Genomic DNA, 25,143 nt, shown 5'->3' with positions numbered 1-25,143 from the left:
ATGTCTTTGGATTATTGGAGAAATATAGAAGGCTCCTATCCATATCAGACTACAGGAAATGACATCCTGACGTTGAAAGAGGAGTCTAATCCCGTAAATCTCTCAACGCTAGAAAAGCAGCTCATCGGCATTCGCCGGCACCTGCACCAATATCCTGAACTGTCAAAAGAAGAATTTGAAACAACTGCTTTTATAAAAAAATGCCTTAAAGAAAAGGGGATACAGATTCGCCCTACTGCTCTAAAAACGGGTGTGTTCGCAGACATAGCAGGGGAGTCAGAAGGTCCGGCGATTGCTTTGAGGGCTGATATTGACGCCTTGCCAATTGAAGAAAAAACAGGATTGCCTTATGCGTCTAAACATAAAGGGATCATGCATGCGTGCGGTCATGATTTTCATACGGCAGCGCTTCTTGGTGCGGCCTTTTTATTGAAGGAAAATCAAGACAGTCTGAAAGGAAAGGTTCGTTTATTATTTCAGCCGGCAGAGGAAGCGGGTGCAGGCGCTGCAAAAGTGATAGAGGACGGCCAACTGGATGGCATTGATGCGGTTATTGGACTTCACAATAAACCGGGTATCGCGGTTGGGACTGTAGGGTTAAAAACAGGCCCGCTTATGGCTGCTGTTGACCGATTTAAAGTAGAGATAGAAGGGAAAGGAGCTCATGCAGCATTGCCGCATAATGGTTTTGATCCAATTGTCGGCGCCTCTCAGCTTATCGTCGCCCTGCAAACGATTGTAAGCAGAAATGTAAACCCGCTGCAAAGCGCGATTTTAACCGTAGGGAAAATCAACGGCGGCAGCACTTGGAATGTCATTCCGGATACAGTTGTCATTGAGGGCACTGTTCGTACATTTGATTCAGAGGTTCGTAATCAAGTGAAACAGCGTTTTTTTGCAGTCACAGAACAGATTTCTGCCGCTTTCTCGTTAAAGGCAAATGTGAAGTGGCATTCCGGACCGCCGCCGCTTTGTAATGATGAGGCAATAACGGGGCTGGTGCGAGACGCTGCGCATAAAGCGAAACTTCAAGTCATTGATCCCGACCCATCAACCGCGGGGGAAGATTTTGCTTATTATCTTGAGCATATTCCGGGATCCTTTGCGTTTTTTGGAACAGACGGTGATCATGATTGGCACCACCCTGCATTTACAATTGATGAAACTGCCATTATCAAAGCCTCTTATTTTTTATATGAAAGCGCCAAGAGATTGTTAGATTTGAATGAAGAGTCAAAAATATCTGATTGATATAGATGGGGTGTTCTGATGAAGAAATTAATCGTTTTTGCATTTATTGGTTTATTGTCGCAGTTAATAGACGGTTCGTTAGGTATGGCTTATGGGGTTACCTCAACTTCTTTGTTATTGGCGTTTGGCATCACACCTGCTGTGGCTTCGGCTTCTGTCCATTTAGCGGAAGTCGTAACGACTGCCGCATCGGGAGTGTCGCATATTAAATTTGGCAATGTTGACAAACAAACCGTTTATCAGCTTGTCATTCCCGGCTCTATAGGCGCTTTTTTAGGCGCGGCATTCCTTAGCCAATTACCTGGAGATGTGGCGAAACCCTATATTTCTTTGTTTTTGCTCCTTCTGGGCGGATATGTATTGATCAGGTTTTTATTTCAATATAAGCCGGCTCTTGAGAAGAAGCATGTGCCGTTAAACCGAAAACAATCCATCCCATTGGGCGTGATCGCTGGTTTTGCAGATGCCACAGGTGGAGGCGGCTGGGGACCGGTGACCACGCCGATTTTATTATCCCGCAAAGGCTTGAGCCCGAGGAAAGTTGTCGGGACTGTAGACACAAGTGAATTTGCCATCGCGGTATCTGCAACTGCCGGTTTTCTTATTTCATTAGGATGGGAGGACGTCAATTGGTTATGGGTGTTTTCACTAATGGCCGGCGGAATTATCGCTGCCCCTATCGCAGCATGGCTGGTGCAGAAGTTTCATCCGCAATTGATGGGTGTGCTTGTAGGAGGGTTTATTATTCTGGTAAATGCCAGAACATTAATAAATGAATGGATCGCAAACACAGCTGTTTATCCATTGATCTATACGGTCATAGGGGCGATATGGCTATTCGCAGTTTTATTTGTTTTATCTAAAATAGGGAATCGAAATATTGTTAAGACAGCGGTTGATGTCCATTTAAAAGAAAAATAAAGGTTTTTCCGCTTTGCGATGTAAAAGGAGCCACGGGGTCCTTGCGCTTGACTGGAACGAAATCAACGCTGTAGAAGCCGGTCGGGCTTCTTTTTTATTTTCCAGCCTCATTGCGTATAAATCCTTTGAAACCTTATAATAAAAACAAGAAGACTGTCCTTAGAGGTGAAAGGCTTGGCAACGAAGCATGAACAAATTTTAACGTATATCGATTCACTGCCTGTCGGTGAAAAAATTTCTGTCCGAAGAATTGCAAAGGAAATGAAAGTAAGCGAAGGAACCGCGTACAGAGCGATCAAGGAAGCAGAGAATAAAGGGTTTGTCAGCACGATTGAACGTGTGGGCACAATCAGAATTGAACAAAAGAAAAAAGAGAACATTGAAAAGCTTACCTATGCAGAGGTTGTAAATGTTATAGACGGACAAGTGCTCGGAGGCAGGGCAGGGCTCCATAAGACATTGAATAAATTCGTCATCGGCGCAATGGAGCTTGACGCGATGATGCGTTACACCGCAGCGGGGAATCTTTTGATTGTCGGAAACAGAATCAATGCACATAGGCAGGCGCTTGAAGCGGGCGCGGCCGTATTGGTGACCGGGGGCTTTAACACGGATGACAGCATTGTGCAGCTGGCAGATGAGCTTGAACTGCCGATTTTATCCACGAGCTATGACACCTTTACAGTTGCCGCGATGATTAACCGGGCAATTTATGACCAGCTGATCAAAAAAGAAATTGTTTTGGTGGAGGACATCCTAACACCTGCTGACCGCACGGTATATCTTTCGCCTAAGGATAAACTTGAAAAATGGTATGAGAAAAATTTTGAAACGGGGCACGGCCGCTTCCCGGTTGTCGACGATCAAATGAAAATCCATGGCATTCTGACATCAAAAGATATTGCTGGCCATGACCGAAATGCATCTATAGAAAAAGTTATGACCAAAAATCCCGTCACGGTTATTGGGAAAACATCTGTCGCTTCAGCTGCGCAAATGATGGTATGGGAAGGGATCGAAGTGCTTCCCGTCACTGACGGCCACCAAAAACTCATCGGCATGATCAGCCGCCAAGACGTATTGAAAGCTCTTCAAATGATTCAAAAGCAGCCGCAGGTCGGGGAGAAGCTTGATGATATCGTTTCAAGGGGGTTTAAAGATGAGGGTGATGATAAAGAAGATCAAACGGTTTACGAGTATGAAGTCACGCCGCAAATGACAAATCAGCTTGGAACCATTTCTTATGGCGTATTTACGACCATTTTGACGCAAGCGGCAAACCGATTTTTGCGCTCGAAAAAACGCGGCGAACTCGTCATAGAGAGCATCACCATTTTCTTTTTGAAGCCTGTGCAGATGGAATCAGTCATCGAAGTCAAACCTCGCATCTTGGAGGCCGGCAGAAAGTTTGGGAAAATGGAAGTGGAAGTGCACAGCCAAGGTCATATCGTGTCTAAAGCGATGCTGATGGTTCAGCTGATGGAAAGAAGCTAAGGGACGTTCAGGCGCCCCTTACGCGTGATCTCTTTCAGCTTCTTTGGCGTGAAGGGGATTGTAATGCCTGAAGGCTTTATAACCTGCCCAAGCGCTTCCTGCTCCTATGACGATAAAGATACCGCCGATTACTAACGTTAATACTGAATGGAATAATATCATTTGGTTGAGCCCGTAGAACAGGACTAGTGACCCTAAGGCCATGCTTGATTTTGCTGAACATATTTCTTTTGCCAAAGATGGCTTTGCCCGTACGCCTTTTACTTTATAGTACACATAAAAGCAGGCGGAAAGCCCAATCAAAAAAACAAGAACCAGCATAAATGAAATCCTCCATCGTAAAAGTTTACAAACCCATTTTATACAAAAACGGGCTTGGTTTTGACGTTATTTTTCTTTTCCGTCGGCAGAGAATGTGATTTAATGAATAAAAACAATAAAGGAGTATCAAATGAAAACAGAATTGATCAGAACCATATCATTATATGACACGATTATCTTACATAGACATGTGCGTCCTGATCCGGATGCCTACGGATCACAGTGCGGGCTTACGGAAATCCTGCGTGAAACATATCCTGAAAAAAATATTTTTGCGGTCGGCACGCCTGAACCGTCCCTCTCTTTCTTATATTCCCTTGATGAGGTGGACAATGAAACATATGAAGGCGCACTTGTCATTGTCTGCGATACGGCAAATCAGGAAAGAATCGACGATCAGCGTTATCCTTCAGGCGCCAAACTAATGAAAATCGACCACCATCCGAACGAAGATCCATACGGTGACCTTCTCTGGGTCGATACAAGCGCCAGCTCAGTAAGTGAAATGATTTACGAGCTGTATTTAGAAGGAAAAGAGCACGGCTGGAAGCTGAATACGAAAGCGGCAGAGCTGATCTACGCCGGCATTGTTGGAGATACCGGACGCTTTTTATTTCCGAATACCACGGAAAAAACATTAAAATATGCAGGCGAGCTCATTCAGTATCCATTCTCTTCCTCAGAGTTATTTAATCAATTGTATGAAACAAAACTGAATGTGGTGAAGCTTAACGGCTTTATCTTTCAAAATGTGTCTTTGTCCGAAAACGGGGCTGCTTCTGTTTTCATCAAAAAGGATACGCTTGAAAAATTCGGCACAACGGCTTCTGAAGCGTCACAGCTTGTCGGGACGCTTGGCAATATCTCAGGTATTCGCGCCTGGGTGTTTTTCGTAGAAGAAGACGATCAAATCAGAGTCAGATTCCGTTCGAAGGGGCCTGTCATTAACGGACTTGCCCGGAAATATAACGGCGGAGGGCATCCGTTAGCTTCAGGCGCCTCTATTTACAGCTGGGATGAAGCTGATCGTATTTTAGCTGATCTGGAAACATTATGTAAAGAACACGAGTAGAGGGGAGACCCTCTCTCTTAGTGTTCATCTGTGACGGGGATGAACCAGCAGCCGAAATCAGTAAGGTCCTCGTAGACTTGGAGATTGTGTGATTGAAGTTCTTTTTTGATGAGGGAAGCGAGTGAGTTTGTTTCGGCATATGCAGAAAAACCTTGTCTGAGACGGGCTGCTTGATCTTTTGCTAACTGACGGTCACTGTAAACCTCCATTTCCCTTCCTCCTTCCTTTCGCCATTAAGCCTCACATATAGTTTATAAAAAAGAATGGGAAAAAGCGACAGAAGTTTGGAGAATTTGAAAAAAATCCATAATTATGTGGCGAAAGATATTTCAAGTTCCACTGTCAGCCTCGTATAAATAATCAATTCTCTGACGGTTGCCTCGTATTTTTTTTCATTGATCATATAGACTTTATTTTCAATTGTCCGCTTCAAGAGATCCTTTGTTTGATAGACGCTCTCTATGTCTTTTGTAATCACCTCTGAAATATCATCCTTTACATGCTCCTCGAATTTCGTTTTATCCGGCTGTGATATTTTATATTTATCCCCATTCAGCAATTTGACGCTGACGCTTTGAATCAGCAGTTTTCTTTTATTATCTTCATTCAGTTTATGGAGGTCTTCCTGATAGATCGAAATTTGATTGTTCAAGTCTTTTACATGCTCATTTTGCTTTTCGATGAGGCTGACCTGCTCCTCTTGGAATGTTCCGTAGGTAAACAGGAAAAAGAACCAGCTGATTACGGCCCCGCACATCATTCCCGCGAAAAAACGCTGCCATCCCGGTTTTTTGTAATGCTGGGGGACCCTCATGAAGAAAGATGCTCCTGGGTCAGCCATGATATAATAAGCCAGCCGCTTTGCGCGCCCCCCATGGCCGAAATAATTAAAAGAAGCTGTTTAAAGATATCTCTCGTATTGCCTTCGAGTATGCCGCGTTCAAAGCTGTATACCGCATCAAAGGTGCCTCCGATAGCTGCGACAAGCGCCCATATTTTTAACCGGTTGGCAAGCTTTGTAATGGCTGTAAGCGGGGGTTCGCCTGCCAAATATGCTCCGAGCCCTCCAATGAGTGCGCCCCCGATCAGCACCCCTAACGCAATGAAGTAGCTATTGATAAAATTCACCATAAATCCTGCTTCCTGATCCATCTTTATCACCTCACCTTTTATATCATATTGAGCTTTCAGGACAAGTATGATGATGAGTCAAAAAAGAACATTTGTTTCTTTTGGAAACCGGCCTTATAATGAGGGAAGAAATGAATCGTAATGAGAAAGAGGTGATAGCATGTCTTTTGTTCACCTGCAAGTGCATAGCGGGTATAGCCTGCTAAACAGCGCCGCGGCTGTGGAAGAGCTCGTCAGTGAAGCTGACAGGCTCGGATATGCGTCTTTGGCGCTGACAGATGATCATGTCATGTACGGAGCTATTCAATTTTATAAAGCTTGCAAGGCGAGAGGGATCAACCCAATAATCGGTTTGACGGCTTCTGTTTTTATAGATGACAGCGAGCTTGAAGCATACCCGCTCGTCCTGCTGGCAAAATCAAATACAGGCTATCAAAACCTGCTGAAAATCAGCAGCGTTCTGCAATCTAAATCAAAAGGCGGACTGAAGCCGAAATGGCTTCACAGTTATCGAGAAGGGATTATCGCAATAACGCCCGGCGAAAAAGGATATATTGAAACGCTTCTTGAAGGAGGACTGTTCGAACAGGCTGCTCAAGCCTCGCTGGAATTTCAGTCTATATTCGGAAAGGGAGCTTTTTATTTCTCCTATCAGCCTTTTAAAGGGAATCAAGTCTTGTCTGAGCAGATTCTAAAGCTATCAGAAGAAACGGGTATCCCTTTTACGGCCACAGGCGATGTGCATTACATAAGGAAGGAAGATAAGGCTGCCTACCGTTGTTTGAAAGCGATTAAAGCGGGGGGAAAACTGACGGATGCACCCGCTGAAGATTTGCCTGATCTCGATTTGAAACCACTCGAAGAAATGCAAAACATTTATCGAGAGCATCCCGAGGCACTGCAAGCTTCTGTAGAGATCGCGGAACAATGCCGGGTTGACGTCAGTCTCGGGCAGACCCGTCTACCGTCTTTTCCGACCCCAGACGGATCGTCCGCTGATGATTATTTAACGGATATCTGTATGGAGGGACTCCGCAGCCGTTTCGGCAAGCCTGATGAACGATACCTTCGCCGTCTTCAATATGAGCTTGATGTCATCAAGCGGATGAAGTTCAGCGATTACTTTCTGATCGTGTGGGATTTTATGAAGCACGCCCATGAAAAAGGGATTGTTACAGGACCGGGAAGGGGTTCTGCGGCGGGTTCTCTTGTGGCATATGTGCTGTATATCACAGATGTTGACCCGATTAAGCATCACCTTCTGTTTGAAAGATTTTTAAATCCCGAACGCGTCAGCATGCCGGATATTGATATTGACTTTCCCGATACTAGAAGGGATGAAGTCATTCAATATGTTCAGCAGAAATACGGTGCGATGCACGTCGCACAGATTATCACCTTTGGAACACTTGCGGCAAAGGCGGCGCTCCGGGACGTCGGCAGAGTATTCGGCGTCAGCCCGAAGGAGGCAGATCAGCTTGCAAAACTCATTCCTTCAAGACCGGGAATGACGCTGGATGAAGCGAGACAGCAGTCACCGCAGCTGGATAAGCGGCTTCGGGAGTCAAGCCTGCTTCAGCAAGTCTATTCAATTGCCCGGAAAATAGAAGGGCTGCCAAGGCATGCATCAACCCACGCAGCGGGCGTTGTCCTGAGTGAAGAACCGTTAACAGATGTTGTTCCGCTTCAAGAAGGGCATGAAGGGATCTATTTAACGCAATACGCGATGGACCATCTTGAAGACTTGGGCCTTTTAAAAATGGATTTCTTAGGTTTGAGGAATCTGACACTTATTGAATCCATCACTTCAATGATTGAAAAAGAAGAAAATAATAAAATAGATCTTTCAAGTATTTCCTACAGCGATGACAAAACGTTCTCCTTGCTGTCAAAAGGGGATACGACAGGCATTTTCCAGCTTGAATCTGCAGGGATGAGAAGCGTCTTGAAACGGCTGAAACCTTCGGGCCTAGAAGATATTGTGGCGGTCAATGCACTGTACCGGCCGGGTCCGATGGAAAATATTCCGTTATTTATCGACCGTAAACACGGCCGGGCGCCTGTTCACTATCCTCATGAAGATTTAAGGAGCATTTTGGAAGATACATATGGCGTCATTGTGTATCAGGAACAAATTATGATGATTGCTTCCCGTATGGCGGGGTTTTCTTTAGGCGAAGCGGACCTATTGAGAAGGGCGGTCAGCAAAAAGAAAAAAGAAATCCTGGACAGAGAGCGAAGCCATTTTGTTGAAGGGTGCTTAAAAAAGGAGTATTCTGTAGACACTGCAAATGAGGTCTACGATTTAATCGTCAAATTCGCAAACTATGGCTTTAACAGAAGCCATGCGGTGGCATACAGCATGATCGGGTGCCAGCTTGCGTATTTGAAAGCTCATTATCCGTTATATTTTATGTGCGGATTGCTGACAAGCGTCATTGGCAATGAGGATAAAATCTCTCAATATCTTTACGAAGCAAAGGGGAGCGGGATTCGTATCCTTCCTCCGTCAGTGAATAAAAGCAGTTTTCCGTTTACAGTTGAAAACGGATCTGTCAGATACAGCCTCCGCGCGATAAAAAGTGTAGGCGTCTCAGCAGTCAAAGATATATATAAAGCAAGAAAAGAGAAACCATTTGAAGATCTTTTCGATTTCTGCTTTCGCGTGCCGTCAAAAAGCGTAAATCGCAAAATGCTTGAAGCACTTATCTTTTCTGGTGCGATGGACGAATTCGGCCAAAACCGGGCCACGCTGCTCGCATCCATTGATGTTGCTTTGGAACATGCTGAGCTATTCGCCGCGGACGATGACCAAATGGGATTGTTTTTAGATGAATCGTTTTCAATTAAGCCGAAGTATGTGGAGACGGAGGAGCTTCCTCTGGTGGATTTACTTGCGTTTGAAAAGGAAACGCTTGGCATTTATTTTTCAAATCATCCCCTCTCCGCCTTCCGAAAACAGCTCACTGCGCAAGGAGCAGTCTCCATTCTGCAGGCTCAGCGGGCAGTCAAAAGGCAGCTTTCACTAGGCGTTCTGCTGTCGAAGATCAAAACGATTCGGACGAAAACAGGTCAAAACATGGCGTTTTTAACGCTCAGTGATGAAACCGGCGAGATGGAAGCCGTAGTCTTCCCTGAACAATTCAGACAGCTTTCTCCCGTTTTAAGAGAAGGCGCTCTTTTGTTCACTGCGGGGAAATGTGAAGTTAGACAAGATAAGATCCAATTCATCATGTCCCGGGCAGAATTATTAGAAAATATGGATGCAGAAAAAGCGCCATCGGTTTATATAAAAATAGAAAGCAGTCAGCACAGCCAGGAGATCCTGGCAAAGATTAAGCGCATTTTGCTGGAGCATAAAGGGGAAACAGGCGTTTATCTCTATTATGAAAGGCAAAAACAGACGATTAAGCTACCTGAGTCGTTCCATATCAATGCAGATCACCAGGTGTTATATCGCTTAAAAGAGCTGTTGGGTCAAAAAAACGTCGTTTTAAAACAGTGGTAACGATTCGCTTTTTGTTATACAATTGGAGCAATTATGTGATCCTGTTTAAATATTCAGATAGATTTACTCCGCAGAATGCAGCAATCAACGCAGCAGTATACGAATCAAAAAATATCCATAAGGAGTGTTTAGGAGAATGTCATTAAGAGAAGAAGCATTACACCTGCATAAAGTCAACCAGGGGAAACTGGAGTCTAAATCAAAAGTAGAGGTCAGAAATGCGAAAGATCTAAGCCTCGCGTATTCTCCGGGTGTTGCAGAACCGTGTAAGGATATTCATGAAGACATTAACAAAGTATATGATTATACAATGAAGGGGAACATGGTAGCAGTTGTAACTGACGGTACAGCTGTACTTGGCCTTGGAAACATCGGCCCTGAAGCGGCGCTTCCTGTTATGGAAGGGAAAGCAGTTCTTTTCAAAAGCTTTGCGGGCGTAGATGCGTTCCCGATTGCTTTAAACACAAACGATGTTGATAAAATCGTTGAAACTGTAAAATTGCTGGAACCGACATTTGGCGGCGTCAACCTTGAAGATATTGCAGCGCCAAATTGCTTTATCATTGAAGAGCGCCTCAAAAAAGAAACAAACATCCCGGTTTTCCATGATGATCAGCACGGTACTGCCATTGTAACCGTAGCAGGTCTTGTGAACGCGCTGAAACTGTCTGGAAAATCCATGTCATCCATTAAAGTTGTCGCAAACGGCGCGGGTGCGGCTGGCATTGCGATTATCAAGCTTCTTCATCATTATGGCGTTCGCGACATTGTGATGTGCGATTCCAAAGGGGCCATTTATGAAGGGCGCCCGAACGGCATGAACGATGTCAAAAATGAAGTGGCGAAGTTCACGAACCAAGATCGCAAAGACGGTTCTCTGAAAGATGTCATCGTTGATGCTGACGTATTTATCGGTGTCTCTGTAGCAGGCGCGTTAACAAAAGAAATGGTTCAAAGCATGGCAAAAGATCCGATTATCTTTGCAATGGCAAATCCAAATCCGGAAATCATGCCGGAAGATGCGCGTGAAGCCGGAGCAAGCGTTATCGGAACTGGCCGTTCTGACTTCCCGAACCAAGTAAACAATGTTCTTGCATTCCCTGGTATTTTCCGCGGAGCACTTGATGTGCGTGCCACTCATATTAACGAGGAAATGAAAATCGCAGCGGTTGAAGCCATTGCTTCACTGGTTTCAGAAGATGAGCTTAGCGCAGACTATGTCATCCCTGCACCGTTTGATAAACGTGTTGCGCCTGCTGTTGCGAAGGCTGTGGCAAAAGCTGCGATGGAAACAGGTGTTGCAAGAATCACTGTTGACCCTGAGGAAGTCGCAGAAAAAACAAGAAAACTTACGATTATTGGTGAATAATTTTAATTTATTCCAAAAATGGCAGCGCGTTGGCGGAGACCGACGCGCTGTTCTCAAGTTAAACTGACGGCTGAAATTTTTTTAGGGGGTTAGCCTTAAAAAAATTTCAGCCGGGTTTAACATTATTATTGAATACGCTGTCAACCTTGTCGTTTCAACACCTTATCTGATTTCATACAAGCCTTTCCGAGCACGTCATCGAATAAAAAGTTGTCGAATTGAGGATGACAGCGTTTGACAAAAAAAGTACAATAGTTTCGGTAAAGTTATTAGCAAGTCTATCTGTTTGATGACATGCGGTGAAGAGAACCCTTCACAAAAGGGAGGTAATCATTTGTTAAAGGATATATTCACGAAAAAGAAAAAGTATGCTTCCGTACCATCTGATCAAGCGAAGCACGATGTTCCGGAAGGCATTATGACAAAATGTCCTAAGTGTAAAAAAATCATGCTCACTAAAGAGTTGGATAAAAATATGCGGGTATGCATGAACTGCGATTATCATTTCCCAATGAACGCAAAACAGCGTATCGAAAGCTTGATGGATGAACAATCCTTTGAGGAATTTAATCAGGGAATGCTCTCGGAAAATCCGCTTGGTTTCCCGGGATATCTGGAAAAGCTTGAAAAAGATCGCGAGAAAACATCCTTAAACGAGGCTGTTGTGACAGGCAAGGGCACCATCGGCGGACACCCGGCTGTTGTCGCCGTCATGGACTCTTCATTCAGAATGGGCAGCATGGGTTCAGTCGTCGGTGAAAAAATCACGCTTGCGATTGAAAAAGCAAAAGCTGATAAAATTCCGTTTATTATTTTTACGGCTTCAGGCGGTGCTAGAATGCAGGAAGGCGTATTAAGTTTGATGCAGATGGCAAAGACAAGCTCTGCGTTAAAACTGTTCAGTGAAGAACAGGGTCTTATTATTTCAGTAATGACGCATCCGACTACCGGGGGCGTATCAGCAAGCTTTGCATCCCTTGGCGATTACAATTTCGCTGAGCCTGGCGCGCTGATCGGTTTTGCTGGAAGACGGATTATTGAACAGACAATAGGAGAAAAACTGCCTGAGGACTTCCAAACGGCTGAGTTTTTATTAAAACATGGACAGCTTGATGCGGTTATTCATCGTGACGATATGAAAAAAACGTTAGAAAATCTGCTGGATATGCATCAAACAGGAGGTGACATTGAGTGGCTCCAAGATTAGAATTTGAAAAACCGGTGATTGAACTGCAAACCAAAATCGCCGAACTAAAAAAATTCACCCAAGATTCCGATATGGATCTAAGTGCGGAAATCGAACGGCTCGAAGACCGTCTCGCTAAGCTTCAGGATGATATTTACAAAAATTTGAAGCCGTGGGACCGGGTTCAAATCGCGCGTCTGGCGGACCGTCCGACAACTCTTGATTATATCGAACACCTGTTTACCGACTTTTTTGAATGTCACGGAGACAGAGCGTACGGGGACGATGAAGCCATTGTCGGCGGGATTGCGAAGTTCCACGGCCTCCCTGTAACGGTAATCGGGCATCAGCGCGGCAAAGACACGAAGGAAAACCTAGTCCGCAATTTTGGGATGCCGCATCCTGAAGGCTACAGAAAAGCGCTTCGTCTGATGAAACAGGCTGACAAATTTAACAGGCCAATTATCTGTTTTATTGATACGAAGGGGGCATACCCTGGACGAGCAGCTGAAGAAAGAGGACAAAGTGAAGCTATTGCCAAAAACCTGTTTGAGATGGCCGGCCTTCGAGTGCCTGTTATCTGCATCGTCATCGGTGAAGGTGGAAGCGGCGGAGCCCTTGGTCTGGGTGTAGGCAATCACTTGCATATGCTGGAAAACTCTACTTATTCTGTTATTTCTCCGGAAGGTGCCGCGGCACTTTTATGGAAGGACTCCAGTCTTGCTAAAAAAGCAGCAGAAACAATGAAAATCACTGCGCCGGATTTAAAAGAATTAGGTATTATAGATCATATGATTAAAGAAGTAAAAGGCGGAGCGCACCATGATGTGAAGCTGCAGGCAAGCTATATGGACGAAACCCTTAAACAATCGTTAAAAACTTTGCTGAAGCTGAGCGAAGAAGAATTAGTTCAGCAGCGCTATGAAAAATATAAAGCAATTGGCAAAGTCTCGGTTGAAGATCAATATATCGGGGTAAACTAAATAAACGTGAAGCCTTTGGCTCACGTTTATTTTTTGTGACATTCCTTAAATTTTATTTAAAAACAATTTATTTAATTGTATAATAGGTAAGGTTTCATAGGGAGGATGGAGATCCCTTTTCATTGTTTTTAGGGCAATGATCATGTTATGTTTAATCATATATGTTGCTGAGGTGAATGGAGAATGAAACGAATAGGGGTATTAACGAGCGGCGGGGATTCCCCGGGAATGAACGCAGCAGTTCGCGCAGTAGTCAGAAAAGCGATCTATCATGACGTTGAAGTTTACGGTATTTACAACGGATACGCGGGATTGATCAGCGGAAAGATTGAAAAGCTTGAACTCGGATCAGTAGGCGATATTATACATCGTGGAGGAACTAAGCTTTATACGGCAAGATGTCCTGAATTCAAAACAGTTGAAGGCCGTGAAAAAGGGATAGCAAACTTGAAGAAGCTTGGTATTGAAGGCCTTGTTGTTATCGGCGGAGACGGTTCATATATGGGTGCGAAAAAATTAACGGAACACGGGTTTCCATGTGTAGGTGTACCGGGTACAATTGATAATGACATTCCGGGCACTGATTTTACAATCGGTTTCGATACAGCTTTAAATACAGTAATTGACGCAATTGATAAGATTCGCGATACAGCGACTTCTCATGAACGTACATATGTAATCGAAGTAATGGGCCGTCATGCCGGCGATATCGCATTGTGGGCCGGTCTTGCAGGGGGAGCGGAATCGATCTTAATCCCTGAGGCAGACTATGACATGCACGAAATCATTGCCCGCTTAAAACGCGGCCACGAACGCGGCAAGAAGCACAGTATTATTATTGTTGCCGAAGGTGTAGGCAGCGGTGTTGAATTCGGGAAACGCATTGAAGAAGAAACAAATCTTGAAACTAGGGTATCTGTATTGGGCCATATCCAGCGCGGAGGTTCTCCGAGTGCTGCTGACCGTGTGTTAGCAAGCCGTCTCGGCGCATATGCAGTTGAACTGCTGCTTGAAGGAAAAGGCGGACGCTGTGTAGGTATACAAAACAATAAGCTTGTAGACCATGATATTATAGAAATACTTGAGACAAAACACACAGTTGAGCAAAACATGTATCAGCTTTCAAAAGAACTGTCTATCTAATGTACAGCTGAAGGCTGAAGATTTCAGAAGGAAGTGAACCAAATGAGAAAAACTAAAATTGTTTGTACCATCGGTCCGGCAAGTGAAAGTATTGAAATGCTTACGAAATTAATGGAGTCAGGAATGAACGTGGCTCGATTAAACTTTTCTCACGGAGATTTTGAGGAGCACGGTGCAAGAATTAAAAATATCCGCGAAGCAAGCAAAAAACTTGGCAAGAACGTTGGAATTCTGCTTGATACAAAAGGTCCTGAAATCCGCACACATACAATGGAAAACGGCGGTATTGAGCTTGAAACAGGTAAAGAGCTCATTATTTCAATGGACGAGGTTGTAGGAACAACAGATAAAATTTCAGTGACATATGAAGGTTTAGTCCATGACGTTGAACAAGGTTCAACGATTCTGTTAGATGACGGCCTTATCGGTCTTGAGGTACTTGATGTAGATGCCGCTAAACGCGAAATTAAAACAAAAGTATTAAACAACGGAACACTCAAAAATAAAAAAGGTGTTAACGTACCGGGCGTAAGTGTCAATCTTCCGGGGATTACTGAAAAGGATGCGCGAGACATCGTTTTCGGTATTGAGCAAGGAGTAGACTTCATCGCACCATCTTTCATTCGACGTTCCACGGATGTGCTCGAAATCCGTGAGCTTCTTGAAGAGCACAACGCTCAGGATATTCAAATCATCCCTAAAATCGAAAACCAAGAGGGCGTTGACAACATCGATGCGATTCTCGAAGTGTCTGACGGCTTAATGGTTGCGCGCGGAGACTTAGGTGTGGAAATTCCAGCTGAAGAAGTGCCGCTTGTGCAAAAAGAACTGATCAAAAAATGCAACGCGCTGGGCAAACCTGTTATTACAGCGACACAAATGCTTGACAGCATGCAGCGCAACCCGCGTCCGACTCGTGCGGAAGCAAGTGACGTTGCAAACGCGATCTTCGACGGAACAGATGCGATCATGCTTTCTGGTGAAACTGCTGCCGGAAGCTATCCGGTTGAAGCAGTTCAAACAATGCATAACATCGCGTCCCGTTCTGAAGAAGCATTAAATTATAAAGAAATTCTCTCAAAACGCAGAGACCAAGTGGGCATGACAATTACAGACGCAATTGGACAATCTGTCGCGCATACGGCGATTAACCTGAATGCTGCTGCGATCGTGACGCCGACAGAAAGCGGCCATACAGCACGCATGATTGCAAAATACCGTCCGCAGGCTCCGATTGTTGCGGTTACTGTAAATGACTCTATTTCCAGAAAGCTTGCCCTCGTATCTGGCGTATTCGCGGAAAGCGGCCAAAATGCGAGCTCAACAGATGAGATGCTTGAGGATGCTGTCCAAAAATCATTGAACAGCGGAATTGTAAAACACGGCGATCTTATCGTTATTACAGCAGGCACTGTCGGTGAGTCCGGCACTACGAACTTAATGAAGGTTCATACTGTCGGCGATATCATCGCTAAAGGCCAAGGCATTGGACGCAAATCAGCTTACGGTCCGGTTGTCGTTGCACAAAATGCAAAAGAAGCTGAGCAAAAAATGACTGACGGTGCGGTACTTGTTACCAAAAGCACTGACCGTGATATGATTGCATCCCTTGAAAAAGCGTCTGCTCTTATTACAGAAGAAGGCGGCTTGACTAGCCATGCTGCGGTAGTCGGATTAAGCCTTGGCATCCCGGTTATCGTGGGTCTGGAAAATGCGACATCTATTTTGACAGATGGCCAGGATATTACAGTTGACGCTTCCAGAGGCGCAGTCTATCAAGGCCGTGCGAGCGTTCTTTAATTACAGGTGAAAACGGAAGGGGAATCCCTTCCTTTTCTCTTTATCATGCCTTTTGTTGAACAGAACGTGTTACACGTGTGGGGGGCTTGGATATGAGATTTTTGTTTTTGCTTTTTATTGTGTTTCCGGCAATAGAAATCGGCATATTCCTATTTTTAGGCAAGCTGATTGGCATTTTACCGACAGTTCTATTCATGATTATGACTGGCATTATCGGCGCAGCAGCTGCAAAAAAACAAGGAACCGAAGTGTATTATAAGGTTCAGCGTGATCTTCAATATGGCAAAATGCCGGGAGAAGCGATTGCTGACGGTCTGTGCATTTTCATTGGCGGTCTATTGCTGATGCTTCCGGGCTTTTTATCAGATTTGGCCGGCGCCTGTCTTCTTATCCCGTTTACCCGCGGCTGGTGTAAGCCGATTCTGTTCAAATGGCTGAGAGGTATGTCGAAGAATAAGCGGATCATCATCAAATAAAAAACGGCAGCCATGAAAAAACGGCTGCCGTTTTATTTTTGCTGAACGGTGATATAGGACCATATTTCTTTTAATGCGCCTGTTGTGATGAAAGCTTGGATGATGACGAGTACAGCCGGTCCCGCAATCAGTCCTAAAAACCCGAATAATTTAAAGCCGGCAAACAGGGCGATGAGTGTTGCCAGCGGATCGATCCCGATAGATTTACTTAGTATCTTGGGCTCTGTCAGCTGCCGCTGAATAAGAACGACGAGGTACAGGATACCAATTCCGATCGCTTGGGGCAGCTGGCCCGTAATCGATAAATACAAAATCCAAGGCACAAATACGGAGCCGGCACCTAAGTAAGGGAGAAGATCTACAAGCCCGATTAAAAAAGCAATTGTTGCGGCGTGTTCAACCTTTAAGAGAGAAAGGCCGATAAATACAATCACCATGGTGATGAAAACGAGGACGGCTTGTGCTTTGATAAAACCAGTCATTGCTTTTTTTAATTCGCTGCTGATTGCTTTGCTGTTAGCTGTCACACGATCCGGCAGAATTAAAACAAGCATGGCTTTCAGCTTATGCCAATCCTTTGTCATAAAAAAGGTTGCCAGAAGAGAAAAAATCAGAACCGCCGCCGTATTGGGAAGAAGAGCGAAAAATCTCGGGATCATCTCTAGAATGTGGGACAGCAGAAGTCCGGCATTTTTAGCGGCCGAATCACCGAGTGTCTGGATATGAGTGACGATGGAAGCCTGCTGGTTCGTTTCCAATTCTTGAAACAAAAGAGTTAACTCGTTATAGAGCGGCTGAATATGAGTTGTAAACAATTTTTCGCAATATGAAATAAACGTGCTGATATGCGGAGGCAGCGTTTTTGCTAGATAGGCTGTTCCCGTTACGATTTCGGCTACCAGAAGGGTGAGCACACCGAAGGCTGCGAGCAGAAAAAAAGCAAGAACGCCCAGAACATTTATCGTTCGGGGGAATCCTGTAACTTTGTCCAAATAATCGACAACAGGATGAATCACCGATGAAAGAATAAGGGCGATCAGGAACGGATAAGTTAACGGAAACGAATAATAGGCCGCAGCTATCGACCCTGCGGTCATTGATATGACAAAGAGGGTTCTGAAAAAAATAGTGATATAAGATTGATTCACGAAAACGGTCCTCCTCTCGTCAGCATGTCCTATTTTTTATATGTATTCACGCTGTTGCTGAATATGAATACATTCATCTTAAAGGAGGGATGGCATGTGTTTACACAAGCGAATTTATTTTTAATTTTACTCTTGGCTATCGCACTTATCGCAAAAAACCAATCATTGCTCTTTGCTGTATCCGTCCTTTTGATCATCAAAATCCTAGGGCTTGATCAGAAATTATTTCCGACCATCCAGTCAAAAGGCATTAACTGGGGTGTGACCATTATTACCATCGCCGTTCTTGTCCCGATTGCCACGGGAGAAATCGGATTTAAGCAGCTTGGAGAAGCAATGCGGTCTTCCTACGCATGGATCGCTCTTGGAGCGGGGATCGCAGTGGCCCTGATTGCAAAAAACGGCCTGACCCTGCTTGAAAATGATCCGCATATTACAACTGCTCTCGTGATCGGGACCATTCTTGCAGTCGCGCTTTTTGGAGGAGTTGCGGTGGGACCGCTGATCGGAGCGGGGATTGCTTATTTAGCCATGCAGATCGTAAAACTGTTCACTTCATAAAAAAAAGCGGCCTTAAAGCCGCTTTTTTTTGTATGCAAAAACCCGCAAATAAAGGCGTTTTTTCGGGGAAATCACAGAATGAAAAAAAAAATTATAGGTAAACATTTAACAAATGTCTGATTATTGTTTATAATGAGAATAGGCTTAAACTTAAATAAGCTTATAAGAATTTGTTATGTTCTTTCATAAGCAAAGGGTTTTAGTACCAGCAGCCAGTAAAATGTAAGCATTTTCTTTTTGGGGGAGAGAAATACTTGCATCGTGCTTTTTAAGTAAGCCTCATGTTTTTACAACACTCTTAAAGGGGAAATTTATTGAAAAGGAGATGTTATATATGACAGCGACACGCGGTCTTGAAGGGGTTGTAGCAACAACATCATCTGTTAGTTCTATTATTGATGATACCCTTACATATGTGGGGTATGATATCGATGATTTGACAGAGAATGCAAGTTTTGAAGAAATCATCTACTTGCTTTGGCATCTAAGGCTGCCAAACAAAAAAGAGCTTGAAGAGTTAAAGCAGCAGCTTGCAAAGGAAGCTGCCGTTCCGCAAGAAATTATTGAGCACTTCAAATCTTATTCCCTCGAAAATGTTCATCCCATGGCTGCTCTTCGGACAGCAATTTCATTACTAGGCCTGCTTGACAGCGAGGCTGATACCATGAACCCGGAAGCTAACTACAGAAAGGCGATCCGCCTTCAGGCAAAGGTGCCTGGCCTGGTTGCAGCGTTTTCCAGAATTCGCAAGGGTCTTGAGCCTGTTGAACCGAGAGAAGATTACGGTATTGCGGAGAATTTTCTTTACACATTAAACGGTGAAGAGCCTTCACCAATTGAAGTTGAAGCCTTCAACAAAGCATTGATTTTACATGCTGACCATGAGCTGAACGCGTCAACGTTCACAGCGAGGGTCTGCGTCGCAACACTTTCTGACATCTATTCAGGCATTACTGCAGCAATCGGCGCGCTGAAAGGGCCTCTTCACGGCGGAGCGAATGAAGGCGTTATGAAAATGCTGACAGAAATCGGTGAAGTGGAAAACGCTGAGCCGTACATCCGCGCTAAACTTGAAAAGAAAGAAAAAATCATGGGATTCGGCCACCGTGTGTATAAGCATGGTGATCCGCGCGCGAAGCATCTGAAAGAAATGAGCAAGCGCCTGACCAACCTGACAGGCGAAAGCAAATGGTATGAGATGTCGATTCGTATAGAAGACATCGTCACATCAGAGAAAAAGCTTCCGCCTAACGTTGATTTCTATTCGGCTTCTGTATATCACAGCCTCGGTATTGACCATGATTTGTTTACACCGATTTTTGCTGTAAGCAGAATGTCCGGCTGGCTCGCTCATATTCTTGAGCAGTATGACAACAACCGTCTGATCCGCCCGCGGGCAGATTACACAGGCCCTGACAAACAAAAATTCGTTCCGATTGAAGAAAGAGCCTAAAGAACCATTGGAGGCTGGCTTGCGTCAATGAGGTTAGCCTCTTGTTCAGAACATCAAAATTGGGTTACACTTTAAATTGAATGTTGGGAAAAATCATTTTGTTTTCTATATAAGAAAAATAAAATGTTTTCTAAATATGAATTACATACTGGGAGGTTTTTATTGTGGCACAAGGTGAAAAAATTACAGTCTCTAACGGAGTATTAAACGTACCAAACAACCCGATTATCCCATTTATCGAAGGAGACGGAACCGGTCCTGATATTTGGAACGCGGCTTCGAAGGTTTTGGAAGCAGCAGTAGAAAAAGCATACAAAGGCGAAAAGAAAATTACATGGAAAGAAGTTTACGCCGGAGAAAAGGCTTATAATAAAACAGGTGAGTGGCTCCCTGCTGAAACATTAGATGTGATCCGCGAATATTTCATCGCGATTAAAGGCCCGTTAACGACACCTGTCGGCGGCGGTATCCGTTCTTTGAACGTAGCGCTCAGACAAGAGCTTGACCTATTCGTCTGCTTAAGACCTGTAAGATACTTTACTGGAGTGCCGTCACCGGTAAAACGCCCTGAAGATACTGATATGGTCATCTTCCGTGAAAATACAGAAGATATTTACGCAGGCATCGAGTATGCAAAAGGCTCTGAAGAAGTGCAAAAGCTTATCAGCTTCCTTCAAAATGAGTTAAACGTCAACAAAATCCGTTTCCCTGAGACATCAGGTATCGGCATTAAGCCTGTTTCAGAAGAAGGAACAAGCCGCTTGGTCAGAGCTGCCATTGATTATGCGATCGAGCATGGCCGCAAATCTGTAACACTTGTTCACAAAGGAAACATCATGAAGTTCACAGAAGGCGCCTTCAAAAATTGGGGCTATGAACTTGCTGAAAAAGAATACGGAGATAAAGTCTTTACATGGGCTCAATATGACCGCATTGCTGAAGAACAAGGAAAAGATGCTGCCAACAAAGCGCAAAGCGAAGCGGAAGCAGCAGGAAAAATCATTATCAAAGACAGCATTGCTGACATTTTCCTTCAGCAGATCTTAACGCGTCCAAACGAGTTTGATGTCGTTGCGACAATGAACTTGAACGGAGATTACATTTCAGATGCTCTTGCTGCGCAAGTCGGCGGAATCGGCATTGCTCCTGGAGCGAACATCAACTACGAAACAGGACATGCGATTTTCGAAGCGACGCACGGAACGGCTCCTAAATATGCAGGCCTTGATAAAGTAAACCCATCTTCAGTTATTCTTTCAGGCGTTCTGCTTCTTGAGCATTTAGGATGGAACGAAGCGGCTGATTTGGTTATCAAATCTATGGAAAAAACAATCGCTTCTAAAGTCGTAACTTACGATTTTGCCAGATTAATGGACGGCGCGACTGAAGTGAAATGTTCAGAGTTCGGAGAAGAACTGATCAAAAACATGGACTAAGCAAGGAAAAAGCCTAAAACTAGCCATAAAGGAGAAGAGAGACATGGGAAATACTCGTAAAAAAGTTTCTGTTATCGGAGCAGGTTTTACCGGAGCTACAACTGCATTTTTAATCGCTCAAAAAGAGCTGGCAGACGTTGTTCTTGTTGACATTCCGCAATTGGAGAACCCGACAAAGGGAAAAGCGCTTGATATGCTTGAAGCAAGCCCGGTTCAAGGCTTTGACGCAAAAATTACGGGAACATCCAATTACGAGGATACAGCTGGCTCTGACATTGTTGTTATTACAGCCGGTATCGCAAGAAAACCTGGTATGAGCAGAGATGATCTGGTCTCTACAAACGAAAAGATTATGAGAAGCGTTACGCGGGAAATCGTGAAATATTCTCCTGACTCTATTATTGTGGTGCTGACAAATCCTGTTGATGCAATGACATACGCGGTGTACAAAGAATCAGGCTTCCCTAAAGAGCGTGTAATCGGCCAGTCCGGTGTGCTTGATACGGCAAGATTCAGAACATTTGTGGCAGAGGAATTAAACCTGTCAGTGAAAGATGTGACTGGTTTCGTACTCGGCGGACACGGTGACGATATGGTGCCGCTTGTGCGTTATTCTTATGCTGGCGGTATCCCGCTTGAAACTCTTATTCCGAAAGAACGGATTGACGCAATTGTGGAGCGCACTAGAAAAGGCGGAGGCGAAATCGTGAATCTTCTTGGAAACGGAAGCGCGTATTATGCGCCTGCGGCTTCTCTGACAGAAATGGTCGAAGCGATCTTGAAAGATCAGCGCCGCGTTCTTCCTACAATTGCTTATCTTGAAGGGGAATACGGCTATGAAGGCATCTACCTTGGTGTTCCTACAATTGTAGGCGGCAACGGTCTTGAGCAAATCATTGAACTTGAACTGACAGACTATGAAAGAGCGCAGCTGAATAAATCAGTTGAATCTGTCAAAAATGTCATGAAAGTATTATCCTAATAAAAAGAGAGAAAGGCTTGCTTAATACAGCCTTTCTCTTTTTACTATAAATGAAAGCGTTATCATACACATCTTTATTTCTTTTAAAAATGATGTAAAAGGCGAATTGTCGGAATGTCCTGATTTCGCTAAAATAAAATCATGAAACATGTTAAGATGACATAAAATAGAGAAATAGGATGTCGGGGAATTATAATACTGGAGGCACAGCATGAACAAGAAAATTTTAGTTGTGGATGATGAAGAATCTATTGTTACTCTTTTACAGTACAATTTGGAACGGTCAGGCTATGATGTCATTACCGCCTCGGATGGGGAAGAAGCACTCAAAAAAGCGGAAACAGAGAAGCCTGATTTGATTGTGCTTGATGTGATGCTTCCAAAATTGGACGGAATCGAAGTATGCAAGCAGCTGAGACAGCAAAAACTGATGTTTCCCATTTTAATGCTGACAGCGAAGGATGAGGAATTCGACAAAGTATTAGGGCTGGAGCTCGGTGCTGATGATTATATGACCAAGCCGTTCAGTCCAAGGGAAGTAAATGCGAGAGTCAAAGCGATTTTAAGGCGTTCGGAAATAGCTGCGCCCTCTAGTGAGATGAAGAATGATGAAATGGAAGGCCAGATCGTAATCGGCGATCTGAAAATCCTGCCTGATCATTATGAAGCGTACTTTAAAGAAAGTCAGCTTGAATTGACACCGAAAGAATTCGAACTGTTGCTCTATTTAGGCAGACATAAAGGCAGAGTTCTGACAAGAGACCTGCTGCTGAGCGCAGTCTGGAATTATGATTTTGCCGGAGATACGAGAATTGTTGATGTGCACATCAGCCATCTTCGCGACAAAATTGAAAACAATACCAAAAAACCGATCTACATTAAAACGATTAGGGGATTGGGGTATAAACTGGAGGAGCCAAAAATGAATGAATAAATACCGTGTGCGCCTTTTTTCTGTATTCGTTGTCTGTATGATTCTGGTGTTTTGTGTTCTCGGGCTGTTTTTACAGCAGCTTTTTGAAACATCTGATCAAAGGAAAGCAGAGGAACACATTGAAAAAGAAGCAAAATACTTGGCTTCGCTTCTTGATGCCGGCAATCTGAATAATCAAGCAAATGAGAAAATCATTAAAGATGCAGGCGGCGCGCTTGATGTGAGCGCATCCGTTATCGATACAGACGGTAAGGTGCTGTATGGGTCAAACGGGAGATCGGCTGATTCCCAAAAGGTGCAGGCGCTTGTTTCTGGCCATGAGGGTATTCTGTCAACAACAGATAACAAGCTTTATTACGGACTTTCACTTAGAAGCGAAGGTGAAAAAACAGGATATGTGCTGCTTTCCGCCTCTGAAAAAAGCGACGGCTTAAAAGGCGAATTGTGGGGGATGCTGACGGCCAGTCTTTGTACCGCATTTATCGTCATTGTTTATTTTTATTCCAGCATGACCTCACGTTATAAAAGATCAATTGAGTCAGCGACAAATGTAGCCACAGAACTCTCTAAGGGCAACTACGATGCACGGACGTACGGCGGCTATATTAGGCGTTCTGATAAGCTAGGACATGCGATGAACAGCCTTGCCATTGATCTGATGGAAATGACGCGAACGCAGGAAATGCAGCGGGATCGGCTGCTGACAGTCATTGAAAACATTGGCTCCGGGCTGATTATGATCGACGGAAGAGGCTTTATTAATCTCGTAAACAGGTCTTACGCCAAGCAGTTTCATATCAATCCGAATCATATGCTGCGCCGTCTTTATCACGATGCATTTGAACATGAAGAAGTGATCCAGCTTGTCGAAGACATTTTTATGACGGAGACAAAGAAATGCAAGCTGTTAAGACTACCGATCAAAATAGAACGGCGTTATTTTGAAGTGGACGGTGTTCCGATTATGGGGCCGGACGATGAATGGAAAGGAATTGTGCTTGTTTTCCATGACATGACGGAAACAAAGAAATTAGAGCAGATGAGGAAGGATTTTGTGGCCAATGTTTCTCATGAGCTGAAAACGCCGATTACGTCCATAAAAGGGTTTACGGAGACGTTATTGGACGGGGCGATGGAGGATAAAGAGGCGCTTTCTGAATTTCTCTCTATTATTCTTAAGGAAAGCGAAAGGCTTCAGTCTTTGGTTCAGGATTTGCTCGATCTCTCAAAAATCGAGCAGCAAAATTTCACGCTCAGTATCGAAACGTTTGAGCCGGCCAAAATGCTTGTTGAGATTGAAACGCTTCTGAAGCATAAGGCGGATGAGAAAGGCATCTCCTTGCACCTGAATGTCCCGAAAGACCCTCAATATGTATCTGGTGACCCGTACAGGCTGAAACAGGTATTTCTTAATCTCGTAAACAATGCGTTAACCTACACGCCTGAGGGGGGCTCCGTGGCTATCAATGTAAAGCCCAGAGAAAAAGACATTCAGATTGAGGTTGCCGATTCTGGAATCGGAATTCAGAAAGAAGAAATTCCGCGCATCTTTGAACGCTTTTACCGCGTAGATAAAGACAGAAGCAGGAATTCGGGCGGAACCGGGCTGGGCCTTGCGATTGTCAAGCATTTAATAGAGGCTCATGAAGGGAAAATTGATGTCACAAGCGAGCCTGGACGGGGAACTGTCTTTACCGTGACGCTGAAACGGGCCGCTGAAAAGTCCGCCTAATGTTTACAAAGGTTTAACAATATCTTCATGCACTGTTAAACCTATGCTGGTAGGATGTAGTAGAACCCCTTCATCCAAGGAGCCAATTTTGACGGCGGGAACCTATTTGTGTTCCCGTCCTTTTTTGTGTCTTCTCTTATAGTTCACGTATTTTCCTTTCAAATTGAACTTTGTTAAAATAAGAGGAGCTAATGACTATGTAAGAGATGAATGGAAGCCTGAGGCTTCTTAGGAGGAAATTG

At 44.2% G+C, this 25,143-nt stretch carries 22 protein-coding genes; 17 read left to right on the top strand and 5 right to left on the bottom strand.

Features of this window, described 5'->3' with window-relative positions; translation table 11 throughout:
- The 3 genes from sndA to NSQ83_RS15165 all read left to right on the top strand — a co-directional run bounded on the left by sndA (position 1) and on the right by NSQ83_RS15165 (position 3,666).
- On the top strand, positions 1-1,251 hold the full coding sequence (sndA, locus tag NSQ83_RS15175; protein WP_088467318.1) for an S-alkyl-N-acetyl-metabolite deacetylase SndA: 1,251 nt from the start codon (positions 1-3) through the stop codon (positions 1,249-1,251).
- A gap of 18 nt (positions 1,252-1,269) precedes the next feature.
- Complete coding sequence (locus NSQ83_RS15170) at positions 1,270-2,172, top strand: sulfite exporter TauE/SafE family protein (protein WP_033884130.1); 903 nt, start codon at positions 1,270-1,272, stop codon at positions 2,170-2,172.
- 174 nt (positions 2,173-2,346) lie between these two features.
- Positions 2,347-3,666, top strand: a complete 1,320-nt coding sequence (locus tag NSQ83_RS15165; protein WP_004398641.1) for a CBS domain-containing protein — start codon at positions 2,347-2,349, stop codon at positions 3,664-3,666.
- Positions 3,667-3,684: 18 nt separating this feature from the next.
- Here NSQ83_RS15165 and NSQ83_RS15160 read toward each other — a convergent pair whose 3' ends face one another.
- Positions 3,685-3,987, bottom strand: coding sequence for a YtpI family protein (locus NSQ83_RS15160; protein ID WP_003229401.1), 303 nt, complete (start codon positions 3,985-3,987; stop codon positions 3,685-3,687).
- A gap of 130 nt (positions 3,988-4,117) precedes the next feature.
- Here NSQ83_RS15160 and nrnA point away from each other — a divergent pair, with 130 nt between their 5' ends.
- Complete coding sequence (nrnA, locus tag NSQ83_RS15155; RefSeq protein WP_004398971.1) at positions 4,118-5,059, top strand: bifunctional oligoribonuclease/PAP phosphatase NrnA; 942 nt, start codon at positions 4,118-4,120, stop codon at positions 5,057-5,059.
- A gap of 17 nt (positions 5,060-5,076) precedes the next feature.
- Here the strand turns inward: nrnA and NSQ83_RS15150 are convergent, their stop codons facing one another.
- The 3 genes from NSQ83_RS15150 to ytrH form a co-directional block, all read right to left on the bottom strand.
- A complete protein-coding gene (locus tag NSQ83_RS15150) occupies positions 5,077-5,268 on the bottom strand; it encodes a hypothetical protein (protein ID WP_003229407.1) in 192 nt (63 codons plus the stop codon).
- Positions 5,269-5,369: 101 nt separating this feature from the next.
- A complete protein-coding gene (ytrI, locus tag NSQ83_RS15145) occupies positions 5,370-5,873 on the bottom strand; it encodes a sporulation membrane protein YtrI (protein ID WP_157678475.1) in 504 nt (167 codons plus the stop codon).
- Positions 5,870-6,211 carry a sporulation membrane protein YtrH gene (gene ytrH, locus NSQ83_RS15140; protein ID WP_003229410.1) on the bottom strand — a complete coding sequence of 114 codons (342 nt, stop codon included), beginning with the start codon at positions 6,209-6,211 and terminating at the stop codon, positions 5,870-5,872. Before ytrH ends, ytrI begins: the two co-directional genes overlap by 4 nt.
- Before the next feature lie 139 nt (positions 6,212-6,350).
- Between ytrH and dnaE the strand changes: the two genes are divergently transcribed.
- From dnaE to NSQ83_RS15105, 7 genes are all read left to right on the top strand, one after another.
- Positions 6,351-9,698, top strand: a complete 3,348-nt coding sequence (gene dnaE / locus NSQ83_RS15135) for a DNA polymerase III subunit alpha (RefSeq protein WP_198878567.1) — start codon at positions 6,351-6,353, stop codon at positions 9,696-9,698.
- Positions 9,699-9,834: 136 nt separating this feature from the next.
- On the top strand, positions 9,835-11,067 hold the full coding sequence (maeB, locus tag NSQ83_RS15130) for an NADP-dependent malic enzyme (protein WP_014664951.1): 1,233 nt from the start codon (positions 9,835-9,837) through the stop codon (positions 11,065-11,067).
- A gap of 334 nt (positions 11,068-11,401) precedes the next feature.
- Entirely contained in the window at positions 11,402-12,274 is an 873-nt protein-coding gene (gene accD / locus NSQ83_RS15125) for an acetyl-CoA carboxylase, carboxyltransferase subunit beta (protein ID WP_198878568.1), read from the top strand.
- Entirely contained in the window at positions 12,259-13,236 is a 978-nt protein-coding gene (accA, locus tag NSQ83_RS15120; protein ID WP_003229417.1) for an acetyl-CoA carboxylase carboxyl transferase subunit alpha, read from the top strand. Before accD ends, accA begins: the two co-directional genes overlap by 16 nt.
- Positions 13,237-13,419: 183 nt before the next feature.
- The gene (pfkA, locus tag NSQ83_RS15115; protein WP_003229420.1) at positions 13,420-14,379 is read left to right on the top strand and encodes a 6-phosphofructokinase; all 960 of its coding nucleotides are present in this window, start codon (positions 13,420-13,422) and stop codon (positions 14,377-14,379) included.
- Positions 14,380-14,421: 42 nt separating this feature from the next.
- Positions 14,422-16,179: a pyruvate kinase gene (pyk, locus tag NSQ83_RS15110; protein WP_004398560.1), complete on the top strand. Its 1,758-nt coding sequence runs from the start codon at positions 14,422-14,424 to the stop codon at positions 16,177-16,179.
- 92 nt (positions 16,180-16,271) lie between these two features.
- On the top strand, positions 16,272-16,655 hold the full coding sequence (locus tag NSQ83_RS15105) for an FxsA family protein (protein ID WP_038429450.1): 384 nt from the start codon (positions 16,272-16,274) through the stop codon (positions 16,653-16,655).
- A 32-nt stretch (positions 16,656-16,687) separates the two neighbouring features.
- Here the strand turns inward: NSQ83_RS15105 and ytvI are convergent, their stop codons facing one another.
- Positions 16,688-17,803: a sporulation integral membrane protein YtvI gene (gene ytvI, locus NSQ83_RS15100; RefSeq protein ID WP_198878569.1), complete on the bottom strand. Its 1,116-nt coding sequence runs from the start codon at positions 17,801-17,803 to the stop codon at positions 16,688-16,690.
- Between the two features lie 96 nt (positions 17,804-17,899).
- Here ytvI and NSQ83_RS15095 point away from each other — a divergent pair, with 96 nt between their 5' ends.
- The 6 genes from NSQ83_RS15095 (at position 17,900) to phoR (ending at position 24,901) form a co-directional block, all read left to right on the top strand.
- On the top strand, positions 17,900-18,364 hold the full coding sequence (locus NSQ83_RS15095; RefSeq protein WP_076458322.1) for a DUF441 domain-containing protein: 465 nt from the start codon (positions 17,900-17,902) through the stop codon (positions 18,362-18,364).
- 334 nt (positions 18,365-18,698) lie between these two features.
- Positions 18,699-19,817: a citrate synthase gene (gene citZ, locus NSQ83_RS15090; RefSeq protein ID WP_004398810.1), complete on the top strand. Its 1,119-nt coding sequence runs from the start codon at positions 18,699-18,701 to the stop codon at positions 19,815-19,817.
- Positions 19,818-19,981: 164 nt separating this feature from the next.
- Positions 19,982-21,253 (top strand): NADP-dependent isocitrate dehydrogenase, encoded by a 1,272-nt coding sequence (gene icd / locus NSQ83_RS15085; RefSeq protein ID WP_003229433.1) that lies wholly within the window; start codon positions 19,982-19,984, stop codon positions 21,251-21,253.
- Positions 21,254-21,296: 43 nt separating this feature from the next.
- Entirely contained in the window at positions 21,297-22,235 is a 939-nt protein-coding gene (gene mdh / locus NSQ83_RS15080; protein ID WP_003237775.1) for a malate dehydrogenase, read from the top strand.
- A gap of 211 nt (positions 22,236-22,446) precedes the next feature.
- Positions 22,447-23,169, top strand: a complete 723-nt coding sequence (phoP, locus tag NSQ83_RS15075; protein WP_003229442.1) for a two-component system response regulator PhoP — start codon at positions 22,447-22,449, stop codon at positions 23,167-23,169.
- Positions 23,162-24,901: a sensory box histidine kinase PhoR gene (gene phoR, locus NSQ83_RS15070; protein ID WP_014480538.1), complete on the top strand. Its 1,740-nt coding sequence runs from the start codon at positions 23,162-23,164 to the stop codon at positions 24,899-24,901. Before phoP ends, phoR begins: the two co-directional genes overlap by 8 nt.
- Positions 24,902-25,143 lie beyond the last annotated feature (242 nt).

Source organism: Bacillus sp. PS217, assembly GCF_037963535.1.
Taxonomy (GTDB): Bacteria; Bacillota; Bacilli; order Bacillales; family Bacillaceae; genus Bacillus; species Bacillus subtilis.
Note: the sequence above shows the minus strand (reverse complement) of the source record. Positions and strands in the feature narration are given on the sequence as shown.

Excerpts from the sequence above, each read along its gene's own strand:
- pfkA (WP_003229420.1), top strand. The coding sequence starts at position 13,420 with ATGAAACGAATAGGGGTATTAACGAGCGGCGGGGATTCCCCGGGAATG.
- citZ (WP_004398810.1), top strand. The coding sequence starts at position 18,699 with ATGACAGCGACACGCGGTCTTGAAGGGGTTGTAGCAACAACATCATCT.
- NSQ83_RS15160 (WP_003229401.1), bottom strand. The coding sequence starts at position 3,987 with ATGCTGGTTCTTGTTTTTTTGATTGGGCTTTCCGCCTGCTTTTATGTG.
- dnaE (WP_198878567.1), top strand. The coding sequence starts at position 6,351 with ATGTCTTTTGTTCACCTGCAAGTGCATAGCGGGTATAGCCTGCTAAAC.
- mdh (WP_003237775.1), top strand. The coding sequence starts at position 21,297 with ATGGGAAATACTCGTAAAAAAGTTTCTGTTATCGGAGCAGGTTTTACC.
- sndA (WP_088467318.1), top strand. The coding sequence starts at position 1 with ATGTCTTTGGATTATTGGAGAAATATAGAAGGCTCCTATCCATATCAG.
- phoP (WP_003229442.1), top strand. The coding sequence starts at position 22,447 with ATGAACAAGAAAATTTTAGTTGTGGATGATGAAGAATCTATTGTTACT.
- NSQ83_RS15150 (WP_003229407.1), bottom strand. The coding sequence starts at position 5,268 with ATGGAGGTTTACAGTGACCGTCAGTTAGCAAAAGATCAAGCAGCCCGT.
- ytrI (WP_157678475.1), bottom strand. The coding sequence starts at position 5,873 with ATGAGGGTCCCCCAGCATTACAAAAAACCGGGATGGCAGCGTTTTTTC.
- pyk (WP_004398560.1), top strand. The coding sequence starts at position 14,422 with ATGAGAAAAACTAAAATTGTTTGTACCATCGGTCCGGCAAGTGAAAGT.
- nrnA (WP_004398971.1), top strand. The coding sequence starts at position 4,118 with ATGAAAACAGAATTGATCAGAACCATATCATTATATGACACGATTATC.
- phoR (WP_014480538.1), top strand. The coding sequence starts at position 23,162 with ATGAATAAATACCGTGTGCGCCTTTTTTCTGTATTCGTTGTCTGTATG.
- ytrH (WP_003229410.1), bottom strand. The coding sequence starts at position 6,211 with ATGGATCAGGAAGCAGGATTTATGGTGAATTTTATCAATAGCTACTTC.
- maeB (WP_014664951.1), top strand. The coding sequence starts at position 9,835 with ATGTCATTAAGAGAAGAAGCATTACACCTGCATAAAGTCAACCAGGGG.
- NSQ83_RS15105 (WP_038429450.1), top strand. The coding sequence starts at position 16,272 with ATGAGATTTTTGTTTTTGCTTTTTATTGTGTTTCCGGCAATAGAAATC.
- NSQ83_RS15170 (WP_033884130.1), top strand. The coding sequence starts at position 1,270 with ATGAAGAAATTAATCGTTTTTGCATTTATTGGTTTATTGTCGCAGTTA.